Source organism: Streptomyces sp. NPDC025784 (genome assembly GCF_055558435.1).
Window position 1 is genome coordinate 131,898 of record NZ_JBVHMN010000013.1, and the last position, 18,578, is coordinate 150,475.

Sequence of the window (18,578 nt, forward strand, 5' to 3'; positions counted from 1 at the left end):
CTCGGCACGATCCGTACGTCGCGCGGGAAACGTGCCGATTGACGGTCCGTCAGGCGTACATGGGCGGTCGGCCGCCCATGACCTCCGCGAAAAGCAGTCCGACATTCCCAGGGATCCGCACGCGCAGACCGTCCAGCCGGCTCGTCACGTCCCGCGCGATCGCTGCCCCGCCGCCCCGCCGCCCCGCCACCTACGGCGGAGGCATGCACTGCGTCGCCCTTCATGGACACCGTCTCCCGTCCATGCTCGAAGCACCGAAGCCGCGAAACGTGTGCGCCGGTCGCTCGTCCGCTCATCCGCCGCGGTCGATTTCCCGTCGCCGACCAGTCTTCGCCGCACGCCCGTGCGGCACAACCGCAGGGCTCGCGAGTGCGCGAGGGTGCTCACCGCGGAGCGCGCCGATGCGCACACCGCACCCGGGCGACGCGGGCGCCTACGGCCCTTCGGTCACCCTTCAGCCCGCCGAGGGGATCCGATGAACGCGCCCACCTTCTCGTTGATTTCGTGCGCGGCCCGGTGTTGCAGGCCGTGATGACCGGCGCCGGACAGGACGCTCAGCTCGGCGTGGAGCAGGAGTCGTGCGACGGCGGTCGCCACTCGGGACGTGTCGTGCGCCCGGCTGTCGCCCGCGAGCAGGAGCAGCACGGGCGCACGCAGGTCTCGTACGGCCTCGGCGTCGGGGCGTGGGCCGGTGACCGGACGGGCCTTCGCGAACCCGGCCGCCGCCTCCTGGAGCGCCAGCCACGCCGGATCGAAGTGTGCACCACGGCTCTCCCAGTCAAGGAAGGAGCGGACGCGCGCGGGGGTCGGCGCGAGCAGCATCGGCAGCGCGTGCAGCAGGTACCCGGGCCGGTATCCGGTGAAGCAGCTCGTCGGGTCGAGGAGCGCGAGGCGTTCGACGCGGGAGGAGGCGAGGGCGTGGTGCAGTGCGATCCAGGCGCCGTAGGAATGGCCCGCCAGGGTGGTCCGTTCGAGTCCGAGCTCCTCGATCAGCGTGTCCAGCCAGCGGTTGAGGTCGGCGACGCTGCCGATCCGACGGCCCTGCGCCACGGTGCTTCGGCCCACGTCGCCGATCAGATCGACGGCCAGAACACGGTGCGTGCGGGCCCACACGGGGGCGTTGGCGAACCAGGAGGCCGCGCTGTCCCCGCCGCCCGGCAGCAGGAGCAGCGGCGGGGCTCCTTGCGGGCCGAGACAGTTGACTCGGGTGGTGCCGTAGGGAGTCGGGACGTCCAGGCGCTCGACGCCGGGGCCCCATCGGGCCAGGAGCCCGTCGTACGCGTCGAAGAACGTCTCGGACATCAGGTCTCCCCCGTCGTACGCGGTTCCCTCGTTCGGCGTTATTCTCGCTCAGCGAGATAATAAGGGAGGACACGGGTATGGGCGAGGGTGGGACCGGGATGGGAATCGTGCACCTGCTGCGCGAAGTCACCGTCGAACTGGCTCTGCTCCAGGGTGATTTCGCGCGAACCAATGGCCTCCACACGACGGACGTACGCGCTCTGATCTGTCTGCTGGACGCGGAACGTGCGGGCGCCCCTCTCACACCGGGTGAGCTCGGTGCGCGGCTCGGCCTCCACTCGGCCGGCACCACCTCGGCGATCGACCGTCTGGAACGCGCCGGTCACGTGGAACGCGTGCGGGACGCCCACGACCGGCGTCGGGTGCGCCTCCAGGTCAGCGAGCAGGCCGTCGCCCTGGGCGAGCGGCACTTCGGTCCGCTGATCGCACAGACCCTGGACCTGCTCGGCACCTTCGACGACGGCGAAGTCGCCGCGGTCGGCCGGTTCCTGACCGGGGTGCGCGACGCGGCGAAGAGCCGGCACGCGTAGGACGCGTTCCGTCGAGCGGCTTCCCCGACGGACGCGGGCCTCTACAGGGCTGCTCGACTCGTCACAGGGTCCGCCGAATTGGGTTGTGTCGATCGGCCGCTCGGGGGCATTCGGACTTCACTCGTTCTTCACACACTCGAATCGGAGATCCCCATGCTCGCGATAGGTGCGGCGGTCCTGTTCTTCATCTCGTTCCTCATCAATGCCGCAGACATCTCCACGAACGACACGTTCACGTCGACGAACATCATGCTCATCGGGCTCACGGTGCTCGCGCTGCACCTGGCCGGCGTCGGCACCGGCTGGTCCTCCCGCCGCCGACGCTGACCGGCGTCGCCGCCCCGCCCGCCGGTTCGTGCCGGACCGGGCGGCGTCGGCGTCCCGTTTCCTCCGACGAGTGCCGGCCAGGAGAGGCAATGACCAACACCGCCATGACCAACACGGACGAACGCACGGACACGCCCTCTCCCGAGCCGGGCGCGCACACCGCCCCGGACGACTTCGAGGAGCGCGCCGCACGGATACGACGGCGCCTGGAGCGGCTGATCGGCATCGCCGCGACCGAGGGCAACGCGCTGCGCCCCTTGCGCAACGGCGACGAGATCTTCGCGGCCATGCTCGACCGCATCCGTTCCGCCGAGCACACGCTGGACATGATGACCTTCGTGTACTGGAAGGGCGACATCGCCCGGGAGTTCGCGATGGCCCTCGCGGAACGGGCCGAGGCGGGCCTGCGGGTACGCCTGCTGCTGGACGGCTTCGGCAGCAGGCTCATCGACGAGGACCTGCTGGAGGCCATGCGGCGGGCCGGAGTGCAGGTCTCCTGGTTCCGCAAGCCCTTGTACCTCTCGCCGCTGAAGCAGAACCACCGCTGCCACCGCAAGGTCCTCGTCGTCGACGAGCAGGTGGCCTTCACCGGCGGCGTCGGGATCGCCGAGGAGTGGTGTGGTGACGCCCGCAACGAGAACGAGTGGCGTGACACCCATGTCGAGGTGCGGGGCCCCGCGGTGGACGGTCTCGCCGCCGCGTTCGCGCAGAACTGGGCCGAATGCCACGACGAACTCTTCGACGAGCGCGACCGGTTCGTCGAGCACCGTCCGCACGGTGACGCCGTGGTGCAGGTGGTGCGCGGCTCGGCCAGTTTCGGCTGGCAGGACATGCAGACCCTGATCCGCGTGATGCTCCAGTCCGCGGAGGAGCGCTTCCGGCTGACCACCGCCTACTTCTCACCGGACGCCTACTTCGTCGAACTGCTCTGCGCCGCCGCACGACGCGGGGTGGAGGTGGAGATCGTGCTGCCCGGGCCCCACACCGACAAGCGGGTGTGCCAGTTGGCCGGTCAGAACTTCTACACCGACCTCACCGACAGCGGGGTGAAGCTCTACCACTACCAGCCGACGATGATGCACACCAAGGTCATCACCGTCGACCGCACCGCGGCGCTGATCGGATCGACCAACTTCAACCGCCGCTCCTTCGATCACGACGAAGAGGTCATGCTCGCCGTCCTGGACCGGGAGTTCACGGCGACCCTCGACGCACAGTTCGAAGAGGACCGGGAGGCCAGTGAGCTGATCCGCGCCGACCGGTGGAAACGGCGCTCGCTCGTGCAGCGGGCCCGTGAGGCGGCCGTCGTACCCATCCGCCGCTTCCTGTGATCCACCACCCCGGTGGACCGGCGCTCGGCCGGGCCACCGGGCACGACCTCGATGCCGACCCGCCGCACGTCCGGCCACCGGCACGGCCTTCGGGCCGACCCGCCACACGCCCGTCCACCGGCGCGGCCTCCAAGCCGACCCGCCGCACGCACGCCGAGGCCGACCCGGGTCGCACCGGTCGGCCCTGCGCGACATTAGTGTCGTCGGCATGACCGACAACACCCTGCGCTCGGTCGCCGTCGAGCGCACCAGCACCGGCCACTACACGGCGACGAACGCCCGCGGCGGCACGATCAGCTTCGGCACCGGCTCCGACGGGCAGAGCGACACCGAATTCACCCCGGTCGAGCTGCTGCTCGCCGCGCTCGGAGGCTGCACGGCGGCGGATGTCGATGTCGCCACCAGCCGCCACGCGGAACCCGACCGGTTCGACATCACCGTGACCGGCCACAAGATCACTGACGAGCTGGGCAACCGGATGACCGACCTGCGCGTCACCTTCTCGGTCGCGTTCCCCGACGGCGAGCCCGGCGACCGGGCGCGCGCCATCCTGCCCCGCGCCGTGAAGACCTCCCACGAACGGCTCTGCACGGTCAGCCGCACGATCGAGACGGGCACACCGGTCACCACGACAGTGACGGACGTCTGACCGTCTGACCTGCCCCCGACCGGGCCTCCCCCGCGTCGGACGGCCGAAAGCGGTGCGGTTCCGCGAGGAGCCGCATCCGCTCCCGGTGAAAGTCCGGAAGTTCCTTGGCCAGGGATGCCCAAAGGAAGGCCCGCCCGTGGTCCGGGAGGGTTCGGTCACAAGGGAGTTGGCTCGTCGTGAGGGGAGAGCCGGGGAGGGAGCCCCGCGCCGTGAACGACGCGCGGGCCGGCCGGGAACCGCACCTGACCACCGGCGCGGAACGAGACCTCGCCGTGGAGCACTGGCTGCTGTCCGCGGCGGAGGACGTGCGGCTCGCTCGCGCGCAGTGGCAGGAGTCGGGCGTCGCCCTGCTGCGGTGCAGCACGCTCTTCGGTGCCGTCCGCGTCGCGGGCGAGGTGGTGCACTCCGCCGCCGGCACGAGCGACCCCGTCGAGGTGTCCGCCTTCCTGGCGCGGGTGTTGGAGGGCGGACCCGTGGTGTTCGACAGAACCTCCCAGCTCTACTCCGTGCTGGTCGGACCCAGCGTCGGCCGGCTCCGCGAGTGGGCGACGCTCCGTCACGACGATGCGGAGTACCTCGGGCGTGGTCGCTGCCTCGCCGTGCCTCCGGTGACCGCGAAGCGCCCGGACGGTTCTCGTGTCTACTGGTCCGTCCCCATGTCCAGCCCGGGCGAGCTCGCCCCCGCGGACGTCGTGTCCCGCCTCCTGGCCACCGGCTGGTGCCCCGGGAGCGGCCCGGCCTCGAATGACCGGCGATCACCGGCAGGCGGCGGAGCGCTGACGAGCCGCCCAGGTCACCCGCCGGCCGGTGCCCCGTCCGCGGCGTCCGGGGGCGGCGCCGCTGCGCAGCCGGGCCCGCCCGTTTCGTCACCGTCCAGTACCGCGTCGACGGCGGCTCACCGCGGAACCGCTTCCTCAGCCGTGACAGCGCGGACGACCGCTGGGAACTGCCGGTGTCCGTACCGTCGGGGGCCACGGTCACCTACGCGTTCGTCTACCGGCCGACGACGCAGACGAGCCAGATCACCACACCCCCCTACACCTGGCACGCCTCCTGATCGAACCCGCTTCCCACGGGTGCCGCGTGCCATCGGCACGCGGCACCCCGGTGGCCTCGACGATGCCGCGGCCGTCAGGTCACCACCAACTGACCACCGCGTTCTGGTACTCCGGCGAGGCGACGAAGCCGGTCTCCGCGTCCTGATGGTTCAGTCCCGCCTTCAGACGACCCGTCCACCCGTCCCAGCCGGCCTGCTCCGGCTCACGGCGCAGATGGTTCCGGTACAGGCCGCGGGCGTACGCGCGGCAGTACTCGTCGCTCAGCACGAAGGCACGGGCGACCTCGTAGCGGGACATGCCGCCCTTCATCATGTCCTTCCAGTACTGGTAGCCGCCCGCGTCCGGCGGACGACGCAGCAGGCGCCGGTACAGCGAATCGATGAAGGCGTCGTCCGCCGGGTACTTGCCGCGGTACTCGGCGCTGTCCAGGAAGGCGACGATCGCGGACTGCCGGCCCAGACCGCCGGCCAGCTGCGTACGCCAGTGGTCGAGGCCGGCCGGCTCCGGCGCCCGGTCGAGGAGGGTGAAGTACAGGTCGGTGGCGATGCGGCCGGAGTTCTCCAGCGAGTACAGGAACCCGCGGGCCACTTGCTCCGGGCTGCTGTTGGAGAACAGCTTGCGCACCCAGAAGTCCAGGCCTCCGTCGTCGAACCGGCGGCCGAGTACGTCCCGGTACAGGGAGGCGGCCCAGATGTGGCGACGGTAGATCTGCCGCACACCCTCGCGGTCGTCCGCGGCGGGGGTGCTCGGCACCGGGTAGAAGGGGTTCATCGTGGAGTTCGGCACCGAGGTGTGGTTCAGGCCGAGCGAGTGACCGAACTCGTGGACGGCGACGTTGAACAGGTCGAAGCCGCCGGGACGGACGCCGTCCTGCCACTGCTCGTCCTCGTCGAAGTGCGCGTCCCCCGCGAGACTTCCGCCGTTGGGCGGCGGGAAGAACGCGTGGGCCAGAATGTTGCCGGGACCGTCGAACGGGGAGCCGTCGCCGTGACTGCCCCGGGCGAAGCGGATCTCGATGTCGGGCGCGCCGGTGGTCTCCTGGAACACGAGGGGGACGACGGCCGCCCAGCGCTCCCAGGCGGCACGGATGAGTGCCCGCTGCCGGTCCTGGTCGAAGTCCGGGCTCAGGTTGTTGATCCGGTAGGTGATCACCGCGTGGTCCCACACCGTGCCGAAGGCGACGAACTCGGCGACGCTCGTGAGGGACTTCCCGCTGCGGGGATCCTCGACGCCCTGCCGGTCGGGGAAGCCGCACCGGGGCTGCTCGAAGACCGTGCGGGTGGCCTCGTCGACGTCTCCGGTGGTCGGAAGCAGCGCCATCGCCTGGGAGGCCCGTACCGCGGCACGCCCGCTGTCACTCTGCAACGGGACGTCCTCGGGCAGGTAGCCGAAGGCACGCAGGTAGTTCTCGGCGAGTTCGGCGTCACTCGCGGACGCGGCTACGAGTGAGCTGTTCGGGTCTGGTCCACTCCGTGCGGTCACAGCACTCCTCGGGACGGTCCGGGCAAAGGCCCGGAAGCCGGCGGACAGCGAGGCCGGCCGGTGTTGGGGAGGCTCGAGCGGTGAGGCCGGTGCTCGTCAGCCCGTGGGTGCTGGGATGTTCCGCCCGGCCGGGGACGCCGTCCATGGCGGCCGTGAGCAAGGCGCCCCTCCGCTTGGGGCCGACGCGGCTGGTGAGCCGGGCGGGCACGGCGACCTGCGGAAAAGGGAGTTGGGGCGACGAGGCCGAGTGTGTCCTGGATACGCAGTCTGGCGGCGCGCGTTCACCTGACGGTGACGCAGGCGTGCAGGCCACAGCCTCTGACACGGCCTCCCCCAGCGGTCCGAGGCGCACGCCTGCCGGCGCATCCAGGGGTGTGTCCACGGCCGGACGGGCGACCGAGGGACGGCTCCGACCGCGCCGCCGGCCCACCGAACCGTCACACAGCGGCGCGCGAAGACTACTATCAGTTGCCACAACGGTCGTGGAAGGAAGTCGCGATGAACCTCGGAGATCTGCCGACGGACCACAGATTCGTCATCGAACTGGGCCGGTTCCCAGTGGAGACGGTGCAGCACGTGACGGGTGCGGACTTCGACCAGGACGTCGTGGCGGGCAGGTGCGCGACACCGGCGGGGCTCGGCGTGGCGCGCGAGCAGCCCGGTCCGCCCCACGGCGAAGTGACCGTCGTCCGGGGTTCGGACAAGAGCCCGGCGTTCACCGACTGGGTCGACAAGACCCTCGTCGACCAGTCTCTCGGATCGGCGCGGCAGGACGTCACGCTCGTCGAGCTGGACGCCGACAGGAACCCCGTCCGACGCATCAAATTGTCCAACGCCTGGGCTGCGCAGTGGACCACTCCGTCGTTCCAGTCGGGTGGCGGCCCGGCGATGGAACAGGTGACGATCGCGTTCGAGCAGGCCAGCGTGGAGTAGCGCCGGCCGGTCACTGCGACTCGACACTCACGCCGACCGGTCGGTCACGGACCCGACGGCCGGCCGTCGGTACGGACCCGGACTCCCCCGCTTGCTCCGGTGTCTCCCTCGTCCCCGCGGGGGGCCGCCCTCTGCATCACGTCGGAGGGCGCGGGCCTCCGGACGTGCGGTCGGCCACCTCGGCGGCCAGCGCCTCGGCCGCGTCGAGCGTCGCGGAGAGCGTGTCCGTGTCCGTGCCCAGGGCGGCGAACAGCCTGTGGGCACGCTCCGTGAAGTCCGCGGGGGCGGCCGGGAGTTCGCCCGCGGCCCGGACCGCGCCCTTCTCGTTGAGCACCCAGCGGCCCGCGTGCGCGTGCAGGGCGTGCACGAGCACTCCGACCGCGCGGAAGAGACATCCCGCGACGTGGAAGACGTCGCCGCGGGCCGCTCCCTTGCGGGCGTTCTCCAGGATGAACGGCGCCTCCCATACCGCGGGGGCGATCAGCGCCGCGCGCAGCGCCTCCGGGTAGCGGCTGGTCTCGCCCTGCAGGGCGCGCAGTTCGCCGGCGGGGTCCACGAGGACGCGGCCGAGGGCCAACTCGCCGACGTAGGCGTGGGAGTAGAAGCCCAGCGGATGACCGGGCTGAGTGCCCACCTCGACCTGCCCCTGCCGACACAGGTCCCAGATCTTGTGCACCCGGTCCAGGTCACGGTAGATCCAGTCGACACGGTGGCCGTCCACGGTCAGCCATGCTCCGCCGTCCACCCACGGCCCCCAGCCGCCCGGCTCGGTCACGTCGACCGCCTCGCCGGTCAGCTCGGACGCGAGGCGGCGCAGGGCCCCGGTGTCCAGGGGCGGCCGGTAGTAGAGGCCGAGGTCGTAGTCGGAGTCGGGGTGGTGCGTCCCCCTCGCCCGGCTGCCACCCAGGGCCACGCCGACGACACCTCCGACGCCGGCCAGCCGGTCGGCGATCTCCTGCAGACGTTCCACACCCCGGAGTGTGCCGAATCGCGGCACCGGCTGCGACCGGATTCCCGGCGCCCTCCTCCGCACGCGTCCGCGCAGGGACACGCGGATCCGTGGACGGACCCGTCCTGCGGCGCCGGGTGCCGCAGGACCCCTGCGCGTCACTGGCGACTCGATGGGCGAGAGGCACTCGGCTACGGGTGTGGCCGCCGCGTCACCGGACCGTCGGGCTGGGCGCCGGGGAGCGCGTGTTGACGTTCAGGTCGGGCCGGGGGGTGAGGACGACGACGGGCGAGCCGGGCGGCGGCGGGGGCGGCGTGACCTGGCTGGCGGGCAGCTTCGGCGGCGAGGACTGCTGGAAGTTGACCTGGTCGAAGTTGACCATGCCGGTCTTCTCGAGCACGGTGATGTGGTCGAGGACCGTGTCGTTGGCCAGGTCGGCGAGCTCGCGCACCAGGCTGTTCTGCGTACTGGCACGGATCTTGGCGATGGCCGGGAAGATCTGACCGTGGGTGACACGCATGATGTTGGCGGCCGTGGTGTCGAACTGCTTGCCCGACTGGGCCGCCGAGGTCTGCACGAACTGTTGCTGCTGAGGCGTCGCCTGGTTGGGCAGAGTGATGTTCAGTTCGGGTGCGATCTTGCGGCACAGGGCGTCGAGTCCCGCATGGCCCACGATGAGATGCTTGCCCGCTTCCCTCATCTCCGGTGTCGAGCCCTTCTTCAGGGCGATCTCCCCGAGGGGGTACTCCCAGAGGCCGGCCGAGCGCACCTTGACGACGAAGTCGCGGTCGGCCTCGGTGAGCGGGCCGTAGCGGGTGTTGGCGATGACCCGGGTCTGCGAGGTCGTCGTGTTCTGCACCCCCAGCATGGCGGGATAGGCAAGTGCCGAGACGGTAAGACCCAGCGCACCGACGATGAACACGGTTCCGGCTTTGCGGGGCAAGGGCACGGGGCCTCCAGGCGTGAGCGACTCGTATGCCAGGAGATACGGACGCATCGGCCGCCCTGATCATCACGTCGGGTAAAACTTGCACCCGTCATGGGGTGACGTGCGTCACACGACGCCATGTCTTTCGGTGTACATGCCCTGGCAGGGGCTCGCGCACCGCCCCGAGACCGGACGGTCGGCGTGCCGCACGGGCGGTCACGGGTCCGCAGGGCGGTTTCCCGGAGCCCGTTCCGGGGGAGGCTGACGCGATCCCGGTATCCGTACGACTGCCTCGGTCCCCACGGCGCCCGCGGAGCGCAGCTCGACGGTTCCCCCGGACCGTCGCACGGTCTGCGAGACGATCGCGAGTCCGAGGCCACTGCCCGGCAGGCCTCGTGCGGTCGGCGACCGCCAGAAGCGGTCGAAGACGTGCGGGAGTTCGTCAGCGGGGATACCCGCTCCCTCGTCCCGCACCGTGAGCCGGCCGGACCCGAGCGAGACACTGACCTTTCCTCCCTCCGGTGAGAACTTGACGGCGTTGTCGAGCAGGTTCACCACGGCGCGTTCCAGGGAGGCCGGTTCGGCCAGGACGTACCAGTCGTCCATGGCGCTCTCGAACTCCAGATGCTTGCCGCGGGGCCTGGCCCGCTCCAGGGCTCGCTCCGCGACGTGGTGGAGCGCCACCACCTCCAGCGGTCCGTTCCCCCGGGCGGAATCGGGGCGGGAGAGCTCCTGCAGATCGCCGACGAGGCCGGCCAGCTCACCGATCTGGGATCCGATGGACGTGAGCAGGTCCAGCCTGGCCTCCGCCGGTATCCGACGCCCCGTCCTCTCGCTGCGGATGAGCAGCTCTATGTTCGTGCGCAGCGACGTCAGCGGGGTGCGCAACTCGTGGCCGGCGTCGGCGATCAACTGCTGCTGACGCGTGCGGGACGTGGCCAGGGCCTCCGTCATCGAGTTGAACGCCTCCGACAGGCGGGCGATCTCGTCGTCTCCTTCTGCGAGGATACGCACCGTCAGATCGTCGGTGTGCGCGATGTGTTCGGCGGTCGCGGTGAGTGCCTTGACGGGGCGCAGCCCGGTGCGGGCGACACCGGCGCCCGCCGTGGCCGCGCCGACGATGCCCACGCCGGCCACGCCCAGCAGGATCAGGGCGAGCTTGCCCAAGGGTTCGTTCACCGTGTCCAGGGGCTGGGCGATGGACACGGCGAAGTCCCCCGTCGCGCGGGGTATGTCGGGACGCGAGGTCGCGACGCGCATCGGCTCCCCCTTCTCCGACACGGCGTCGTGGAGCACCGGCCCTCGCAGGCCGCGGACCACGGCCAGGTCCTCGTCGGTGACTTCGATCGGTGTGCTGCCGGGCGCGGCGCAGACGGAACCGTCCGCGGTGATCACCTGCACCGTGTACGACGTCGGCGTCTGGTCGCTTGTGCCTGCGGACGGCTGCTCGACTCCGCAGGTGCCGAGCAGGGCTTGAACGTACCGGGGCGATGCCTGGACGCTGCGCAGGTTCGAGTCGAGCTGGTCGGTGAGCTGCTGACGGGTGACGAGCCAGGCGGAGACGGCCGCCGTGCTGACGGCCACGGCGACCGCGGCGGCGGCGAGCAGGCCGAGTCGGGCGCGCAGCGAGAAGTACCCATGCCGCCTGGTCAACGACGTCCCCCCAGCAGTCGTGTCACCCGGAGCGGCCGGAACAGGCCGCTGTCCGGAGCCGGCCGGCGCGTCGGCGCGGCAGGCCGCGACAGGGGTCCGGGAAACCCGCCCCGGCCCCCCCTGTGCGCCGGGCCGGAAGTATGCATCGGGAAGATGAGAGCCGTCTGAACGGAACGGGTGCACCGCGACGCGGCGCCCTGACGCCCTGTTCGGTCGGGTTGCACGGGGGCGCCGGACGTATTTCGGTGGTCACTCCCCCGAGCGCTCCCTACGCTGAGGCCATGGCTCACGCGAAGACGTCGTACGTCTGCCTTCCGTGCCGGGCGTCGTACAAGCAGCCCTACGACCGGGAGCGGCCGCGGCTCTGCCCGCGCTGTGCCGGGCCGTTGATCCACGCCGGGTCGGCGTTCGCCGCTCCCCGGCGGCGTGACACCGCCGCGTGGCGCACGCTCTCCGTCCTGCTGAACGCGGGCGTCGGCTTCCACAAGAGCTGCTGCGGCGGCCCCGGTTACCGGCCCCGGACACTCCGCGAGGTCCGCGCGCGGCTGACGTATGCCGAACGCACCGGCGAGCCCGCTTCCAGGGCACTCGTGCGGTACGAACTGCCGTGACCGTCGGCCCCCGGGCATCAGCAGGGGGAATCGACGGACGTGCGCACCGAAGCCGGAACCGGCAGGGGCAGTGGGCAGGGGGCGTCAAACTCCGTTGAGATGCGCCCCTTCCTCGGGGAGAGTCAGCGGTCATGGAGTACTTCTGCTATCACCGCGACCGGCCGGGCTCCCTGGCGCTCCGCGACGAGCTGCTCGAAGCGCACTGGTCCTACATGGACCAGTACGCGAAGGAGATGATCGCCCGCGGTCCGACACTCGCCGACGACGGTGACACGCCCACCGGCAGCGTGCACATCCTCGACCTGCCGGACTCCGCCGCCGCCCGCGCGTTCGCCCTGGACGAGCCCAACTACCAGGCCGGCGCCTACCGGGACGTACTGCTGCGCAGATGGCGCAACATGCTGGGGCGCACCATGTGGGAGTTTCCCGGCGGCCCCACCGAGGGGAACCGGTACCTGGTCATCGGCCTCGGCCTCGCCCCTGGGCAGGTCGCCGACCTGACCGTCCCGGACGACCGGGACGAACTGATCGCGTACGGGCCGCTGCTGGCTGACGACGGGACCACCTGGCTCGGTACGGCGGCGCTGGTCCGCGCGCCGGACCCGGGTACGGCACGCGCAGTCCTGACCCCGGACCGGTACGCCGACATCGAGGTCCACAACTGGGTCTTCGGCGGACGGCCGACCACCGAGGACTGACGGCCTGTCAGGTGTGTCCCTCCGGACCTGCCCTGTGGGCAGGGTGGTTGCGCGCATCGCGGCTCAGGGGATCAGCCATGAGGGCGTCCCCTGGGCCCGCGTCCGACGCACGGCGGACGGTCCCGTGCCGAGAAAGCGGCGTCGCCGAAGCTCCGCACGAAAGTGCTTCTCCGGCGGCTCGGCCATTCTGACGCGACATCACGAGTGGTGAAAGGCACCGTTGTTGAAGACACGGCCGGGGTGAAGAATTCGGCCCTCTTGACATGTTTCGAGGCGTTTCCGCATGCGGTGCGAGCCCTTGTCATGGACGAACGCGGCCGCGTATAACGTTGGAAAATCCGGCGTGAAGCCGTCCGGGCGCGCCGGGATCCCGCTTGCGGACGCGCATGCGGCTCGTGAACCGGGCCGCTGCCCGGATGCGGAGGGAGCATCGTGCGGGTGAGCCTCAAGGACGTCGCGCTGCACGCGGGCGTCTCCATCAAGACGGTCTCCAACGTGGTCAACGAGCATCCGCACGTAACCCCCGCCATGCGGACACGCGTGCAGAGATCCATCGACGAACTCGGCTACCGCCCCAACCTCACCGCCCGGCACCTGCGCAAGGGCCGCACGGGGATCATGGCCCTCGCCCTGCCCGAACTGGGCAACCCCTACTTCGCGGAGTTGGCCACCGAGATCATCGACGCGGCGGCCGAACACGAGTACACGGTGCTGCTGGACCACACCCGCGGCCGGCGTGACCAGGAGATCCTGGTCAGTCAGGGCTTTCGCACCCGGGTCATCGACGGACTCGTCCTCAGTCCCATCGAGCTGGAGGCGGAGGATCTCAGCGAGCGGGCCGAGGCGGTCCCCCTGGTGCTGCTCGGGGAGCGGGAGTACGGACTGCCGTACGACCACATCGCGATCGACAACGTGGCCGCCGCCCGTCAGGCGATGCGGCACCTGATCTCGCTCGGCCGGCGCGACATCGCCTTCCTCGGGGCACGCCGCGGACGCAGTCAGCCGGCCCACCTCAGACTGCGGGGCTGGCGCGAGGAGTTGGACGCCGCAGGGCTCGTCGCCGACCCCCGGCTGGTGGGCGCCACGGACGGCTGGGGGCACGCCGACGGCGCCGCGGCCATGGCCCGCATCCTGGACACCGGTCTCCAGCCGGACGCGGTGTTCGCCTACAACGACCTCATCGCGCTCGGCGCCATGCGGGTCCTGTCCGAGCGGGGGCTGCGCGTTCCGGAGGACGTCGCCGTCGTCGGTTTCGACAACGTGGTCGAGGGTCGGTACGGGGCGATCACCCTGACCTCCGTCTCGCCCGACAAGGCGGCCATCGCCAGAATGGCCGTGGAAGCCGTACTGGCCCGGCTGAGCGGAGAGCAGCACGAGGCACGGCGGATCCACGCCGGGTACTCGCTGGTGTGCCGCGAAAGCACCCTCGGCCGCCGCTGAGCCAGTGCCCTGCCGACGCACCCGGACCTGCGCGGCGCGCCTTCCGACGATGCAAGCGGGCCGGTCGCCGCCCTGAGCACCCGCACCCGGCGGGCGCCCCGGGATCACCCACACTCCGGCCAATTGCCCGGTGGGAAAGCCGAGTTCTGCCCATCGGGCCGCACAGGGCGTCTGATCTGCCCGTTCTGCGGACCGGGCGGACACCCGCCCTTCCGCGGCGGAAACGCTGTGGCGCACCGACCCTTTACACGCATCTTCCAACGATGTAAAACCCTGGTGCAGACCAGGCCGCGCCTCAGCCGGCCCGCCCCACCACGCACCAGGCATCTCACCGAGGCCCCGACTCACGGGTGATCACCCTCACCCGCTCGACCGCCACTCCTGTCATGCAACCGTCATCAAGTTCAGCCGGAACGGGGTTCCCCATGACGCACCGCTCCCGCACCAGCCGCCGGATCCGCACCCGCCCCGTACTCGCCCTGTGTACGGCCGCACTCGTCCTCTCCGCAGCCGCATGCGCCAAGTCCGAGGACGACAACTCCTCGAAGAACGACGGCGCTTCCGCCTCGGCCGACGACGGCGGACAACAGGTCGCCTCTCCCGCGGCGGACTCGCAGACCTGCACCGCCGCCGACTACGGCGGGAAGAAGCTGGACCTCAAGAACGCCACCGTCGGCTTCTCCCAGTCGGAGAAGGAAGCGAACCCCTTCCGTATCGCCGAGACGCGGTCCATCAAGGACGAGGCCAAGAAGCGGGGCGTCAAGCTGCTGACGGCCAACGCCCAGTCGCAGTTCTCCAAGCAGATCAGCGACGTCCAGGACCTGCTGGCCAAGGGCGCCGACCTCCTGGTCATCGCCCCGCTCAACTCCGACGGCTGGGAGCCGGTGTTCAAGGCCGCCGCGGCCAAGAAGGTCCCCATCGTCACCATCGACCGCAAGATCAACGCCGCGGCCTGCAAGGACTACGTGTCCTTCATCGCCTCCGACTTCGTCGAGCAGGGCAAGCGTGCCGCCGACCAGATGATCAAGGCGACGGGCGGCAAGGGCGAGGTCGCCATCCTGCTCGGCGCGGCCGGCAACAACGTCACCACCGAGCGCACCAAGGGCTTCAAGGACCGCATCGCCGAGAAGGCACCCGGCCTGAAGGTCGTCTTCGAGCAGACCGGCGACTTCACCCGCGAGAAGGGCCAGCAGGTCACCGAGCAGCTCATCCAGTCCAAGCCCGGCATCAAGGGAATCTACGCCGAGAACGACGAGATGGGTCTCGGCGCGGTGGGTGCGCTGAAGGGCGCGGGCAAGAAGGCCGGGCAGATCAAGATCGTCACCGTCGACGGCACCCGCAACGCCGTCCGGGCGATCAAGGACGGATGGATCCAGGGCGTCATCGAGTCCAACCCGCGCTTCGGTCCGCTGGCCTTCAAGACCCTGGACGAGTTCACCCAGGGCAAGCCGGTCGCCCAGGACGTCATCATCCAGGACAAGGCCTACGACACCGCGAACGCGGCGCAGAACATCGGCCTGGCGTACTGACGACGGCGGGAGGGCCGCGACACCGCGACCTCCCTCCGCCCCCGCCGAACTGCCCGCACCACCGGGACCACGTGGACGACCGAGCACAAGGCCCCAAGCACCCAGCACCCAGCACCCAGCACCCAGCACCCAGCACCCAGCACCAACGGCACGACACCGCACCGTGGTTCGCACCGGTCGGCCGCGGGCGTTCACCAGCCCGCGGCCGGTCTCCTCCCCCACCCACGGAAGGCCCCCCATGCCCCTCGACAGACGCCGGTTCATCGGTCTGGCCTCGCTCACCGTCCTCGCCGCCACCGGACCCGCGGCGGTCGCGGCGGCCTCCGGCCGCCCCTCGCCGTCGGCCCTGACACCGGCATCCGGCGGCCTCCATCATCCCAACGCCGCTCCCCTGCACCCCTCGGCACTGCTCCGGCTGCCGGTGACCGCCGTGCGGCCGCACGGCTGGCTGGCGGGTCAGCTGCGGCTCCAGCTGGACGGCCTGTGCGGCCGGTACGACGAGATCTCCCACTTCCTCGACCGGTCGGCGTCAGGGTGGACGCACCCCGACCGTGACGGCTGGGAGGAAGTGCCCTACTGGCTGCGCGGGTTCGTCGACCTCGCGATCGTGACCGGTGACGCCGCCGCCCTCGCCCGGGCCCGCCGCTGGATCGAGGCGATCGTCGCCACCGCCCGCTCCGACGGCTTCTTCGGCCCCGAGCCGCTGCGGACCTCACTGGACGGCGGCCCCGACTTCTGGCCGTTCCTGCCCCTCCTCCAAGCGCTGCGCTCCTGGCAGGAGTACACGGGCGACGACCGCATCGTCCCCTTCCTCACGGCCTTTCTGCGGTACATGCACGCACAGGGGACCTCCGCCTTCGACCGCAGCTGGGTGTCGTACCGCTGGGGCGACGGCATCGACACGGCGGTGTGGCTCCACAACCGCACAGGGGACGCGTTCCTGCTCGACCTGATCGACACCATGCACGAACGCGGAGCCGACTGGACCGGCCCGCTGCCCAGCGGCCACAACGTCAACATCGCCCAGGGATTCCGCGAACCCGCGCAGTACGCGGCCCGCTCCGGGTCCGCCGACGACGTCCGCGCCGCCTACCGCACATACGACTCGGTCATGGGGCTCTACGGACAGTTCCCCGGCGGCGGATTCGCCGGCGACGAGAACGTCCGCCCCGGATTCACCGACCCCCGCCAGGGTTTCGAGACCTGCGGGATCGTCGAGTTGATGGCCAGTCACGAACTGCTCACCCGGCTCACCGGAGACCCCGTGTGGGCCGACCGCTGCGAGGACCTGGCGTTCAACGCGCTGCCGGCCGCGCTCGACCCGCAGGGCCGGGCCGTCCACTACGTCACCAGCGCCAACTGCGTCGACCTCGACAACCGGCCCAAGACGCACGCCCAGTTCCAGAACGGCTTCGCGATGCAGTCGTACCGTCCTGGCGTCGACCAGTACCGGTGCTGTCCGCACAACTACGGCATGGGCTGGCCCTGGTTCACCCAGGAACTGTGGACCGCCACGCCCGACCGCGGCCTGTGCGCCACTCTCTACGCGCCGTGCGAGGTCACCGCCGAGGTCGCCGACTCCGTGCGGGTCCGGGTGCGCGAGGAGACCGACTATCCGTTCGCTGACACCATCACGCTCACCGTGTCCCTCCCCGCAGCCACCGCCTTCCCGCTCCTGCTCCGTGTCCCCGGCTGGTGCCCGAACCCGAGTGTGACCGTCAACGGGCAGTCGACGGGCTCCGTTTCGCCCGGTCCGGCGTTCGTGCGACTGAACCGCACCTGGCGCGACGGCGACGTGGTGCGGCTGCGCCTGCCCCAGCGCATCACGGCGCGCACCTGGGAGCGCAACGGGCGGTCCGTCAGCATCGACCGCGGACCTTTGACGTACGCCCTGCGCATCGGCGAGGACCACGTCCGCACCGGCGGCAGCGACGCCTTCCCCGAGTACGACGTGCACGCCACCACCCCCTGGAACTACGGGCTGGCCACCACTTCCGCCGACCCCACGGCGGGCCTCACGTTCGCCTCCTCCGGCGGTGCCCTCCCGGACAATCCGTTCACCCAGGCCTCAGTGCCTCACCGGATCACGGCCCCCGCACGCCGCATCCCCGAATGGCGCGCGGACGACCAACGCGTGGTCGAACCCCTCCAGCCGAGTCCGGCGCTGAGCACCGCGCCCGTGGAGACGGTGACCTTGATCCCGCTCGGTGCGGCGCGCCTGCGGATCTCCGCCTTTCCGCTCGCCTCACCGTCCGGGACCCGGTGGGCCACGGGCGGCGCCTTCTTCCGGCTGCTCAACCGCCGCAGCGGCAAGGTGCTCGGGGTCGACGGCATGTCTCACGAAGACAGCGCACAGGTCGTCCAGTTCACCGACAACGCCACCACCGACCACCTGTGGCAGCTGGTCGCCGACGGTGGCTGGTATCTCGTCCGCAACGCCAACTCCGGCAAGGTCCTCGGCGTGGACCGGATGTCCCACGCCGAGGACGCACGGGTCGTGCAGTTCGCGGACAACGGCACCGCCGACCACCAATGGCAGCTCGTGGACGCGGGCGACGGCTGGTACCGCCTGCGCAACCGCGAGAGCGACAAGGTCCTCGGCGTCCTCGGCGGCTCCACCGCGGACAGCGCGCCCGCCGTCCAGCGCTCCGACGACGGCGCCGAAGACCACCTCTGGCGGCTGCTGCCGGACGGACCGATCCGGATCGAGAACCGCAACTCCGGCAAGGTGCTGGCCGTCAGCGGCATGTCCCACGAGGACAGCGCACAGGTTGTGCAGTTCGCGGACAACGGCACCACCGACCACCTGTGGACCTTCCTGCCGGACGACGCGGGCTGGTACCGCATCCGCAACGAGAACTCGGGCAAGGTCCTCGGCGTCGACGGCATGCCCCGCGAAGACAGCGCACACGTCGTCCAGTTCACCGACAACGGCACCGCCGACCACCAGTGGCGCCCGGAACACGACGGCGACGGGTTCTTCCGTATCCGCAACCGCAACAGCGGCAAGGTCCTCGGCGTCCACCTGATGTCCCGCGAAGACAGCGCACAGGTCGTCCAGTTCACGGACAACGGCACCACCGACCACCAGTGGCGCCTGCTGTAACGCGCCCGGGCCCGACAGGACCGGGGCTCCTCCCCACACCCGCAAGGAGCAC

Annotated in this window: 16 protein-coding genes; 11 read left to right on the forward strand and 5 right to left on the reverse strand. The window is 70.9% G+C overall.

What is annotated here, in order from left to right; translation table 11 throughout:
- Positions 1–447 precede the first annotated feature (447 nt).
- Positions 448–1,302 (reverse strand): alpha/beta fold hydrolase, encoded by an 855-nt coding sequence (locus ACZ4IF_RS27670; protein WP_467567526.1) that lies wholly within the window; start codon positions 1,300–1,302, stop codon positions 448–450.
- A gap of 98 nt (positions 1,303–1,400) precedes the next feature.
- Here ACZ4IF_RS27670 and ACZ4IF_RS27675 point away from each other — a divergent pair, with 98 nt between their 5' ends.
- The 5 genes from ACZ4IF_RS27675 (at position 1,401) to ACZ4IF_RS27695 (ending at position 5,196) form a co-directional block, all read left to right on the forward strand.
- On the forward strand, positions 1,401–1,832 hold the full coding sequence (locus ACZ4IF_RS27675; RefSeq protein WP_467567528.1) for a MarR family winged helix-turn-helix transcriptional regulator: 432 nt from the start codon (positions 1,401–1,403) through the stop codon (positions 1,830–1,832).
- Positions 1,833–1,985: 153 nt separating this feature from the next.
- The gene (locus tag ACZ4IF_RS27680) at positions 1,986–2,159 is read left to right on the forward strand and encodes a hypothetical protein (protein ID WP_199791355.1); all 174 of its coding nucleotides are present in this window, start codon (positions 1,986–1,988) and stop codon (positions 2,157–2,159) included.
- Between the two features lie 104 nt (positions 2,160–2,263).
- Positions 2,264–3,490, forward strand: a complete 1,227-nt coding sequence (locus ACZ4IF_RS27685) for a phospholipase D-like domain-containing protein (protein WP_467567771.1) — start codon at positions 2,264–2,266, stop codon at positions 3,488–3,490.
- A 208-nt stretch (positions 3,491–3,698) separates the two neighbouring features.
- The gene (locus ACZ4IF_RS27690) at positions 3,699–4,139 is read left to right on the forward strand and encodes an OsmC family protein (RefSeq protein ID WP_467567530.1); all 441 of its coding nucleotides are present in this window, start codon (positions 3,699–3,701) and stop codon (positions 4,137–4,139) included.
- A 754-nt stretch (positions 4,140–4,893) separates the two neighbouring features.
- The gene (locus tag ACZ4IF_RS27695; RefSeq protein WP_467567773.1) at positions 4,894–5,196 is read left to right on the forward strand and encodes a hypothetical protein; all 303 of its coding nucleotides are present in this window, start codon (positions 4,894–4,896) and stop codon (positions 5,194–5,196) included.
- Between the two features lie 79 nt (positions 5,197–5,275).
- Here ACZ4IF_RS27695 and ACZ4IF_RS27700 read toward each other — a convergent pair whose 3' ends face one another.
- Positions 5,276–6,679 carry a matrixin family metalloprotease gene (locus tag ACZ4IF_RS27700; RefSeq protein ID WP_467567532.1) on the reverse strand — a complete coding sequence of 468 codons (1,404 nt, stop codon included), beginning with the start codon at positions 6,677–6,679 and terminating at the stop codon, positions 5,276–5,278.
- Between the two features lie 498 nt (positions 6,680–7,177).
- Between ACZ4IF_RS27700 and ACZ4IF_RS27705 the strand changes: the two genes are divergently transcribed.
- Positions 7,178–7,612 carry a phage tail protein gene (locus ACZ4IF_RS27705; protein WP_467567534.1) on the forward strand — a complete coding sequence of 145 codons (435 nt, stop codon included), beginning with the start codon at positions 7,178–7,180 and terminating at the stop codon, positions 7,610–7,612.
- A gap of 136 nt (positions 7,613–7,748) precedes the next feature.
- On the opposite strand, the gene ACZ4IF_RS27710 is transcribed toward ACZ4IF_RS27705, so the two are convergent.
- The 3 genes from ACZ4IF_RS27710 to ACZ4IF_RS27720 form a co-directional block, all read right to left on the reverse strand.
- Positions 7,749–8,582 (reverse strand): nucleotidyltransferase domain-containing protein, encoded by an 834-nt coding sequence (locus tag ACZ4IF_RS27710; RefSeq protein ID WP_467567536.1) that lies wholly within the window; start codon positions 8,580–8,582, stop codon positions 7,749–7,751.
- Positions 8,583–8,772: 190 nt separating this feature from the next.
- Complete coding sequence (locus tag ACZ4IF_RS27715; RefSeq protein ID WP_359495434.1) at positions 8,773–9,510, reverse strand: DUF4142 domain-containing protein; 738 nt, start codon at positions 9,508–9,510, stop codon at positions 8,773–8,775.
- 195 nt (positions 9,511–9,705) lie between these two features.
- Positions 9,706–11,142: a sensor histidine kinase gene (locus ACZ4IF_RS27720; RefSeq protein WP_467567539.1), complete on the reverse strand. Its 1,437-nt coding sequence runs from the start codon at positions 11,140–11,142 to the stop codon at positions 9,706–9,708.
- Positions 11,143–11,423: 281 nt separating this feature from the next.
- Between ACZ4IF_RS27720 and ACZ4IF_RS27725 the strand changes: the two genes are divergently transcribed.
- The 5 genes from ACZ4IF_RS27725 (at position 11,424) to ACZ4IF_RS27745 (ending at position 18,526) form a co-directional block, all read left to right on the forward strand.
- A complete protein-coding gene (locus ACZ4IF_RS27725) occupies positions 11,424–11,753 on the forward strand; it encodes a deoxyxylulose-5-phosphate synthase (RefSeq protein ID WP_467567541.1) in 330 nt (109 codons plus the stop codon).
- A gap of 131 nt (positions 11,754–11,884) precedes the next feature.
- A complete protein-coding gene (locus ACZ4IF_RS27730; RefSeq protein WP_467567543.1) occupies positions 11,885–12,451 on the forward strand; it encodes a YciI family protein in 567 nt (188 codons plus the stop codon).
- Between the two features lie 432 nt (positions 12,452–12,883).
- Positions 12,884–13,891 (forward strand): LacI family DNA-binding transcriptional regulator, encoded by a 1,008-nt coding sequence (locus ACZ4IF_RS27735; protein ID WP_467567545.1) that lies wholly within the window; start codon positions 12,884–12,886, stop codon positions 13,889–13,891.
- Between the two features lie 425 nt (positions 13,892–14,316).
- Entirely contained in the window at positions 14,317–15,420 is a 1,104-nt protein-coding gene (locus ACZ4IF_RS27740) for an ABC transporter substrate-binding protein (protein ID WP_467567547.1), read from the forward strand.
- Positions 15,421–15,658: 238 nt separating this feature from the next.
- Positions 15,659–18,526 carry an RICIN domain-containing protein gene (locus tag ACZ4IF_RS27745; protein WP_467567549.1) on the forward strand — a complete coding sequence of 956 codons (2,868 nt, stop codon included), beginning with the start codon at positions 15,659–15,661 and terminating at the stop codon, positions 18,524–18,526.
- The last annotated feature ends 52 nt before the right edge of the window (positions 18,527–18,578 follow it).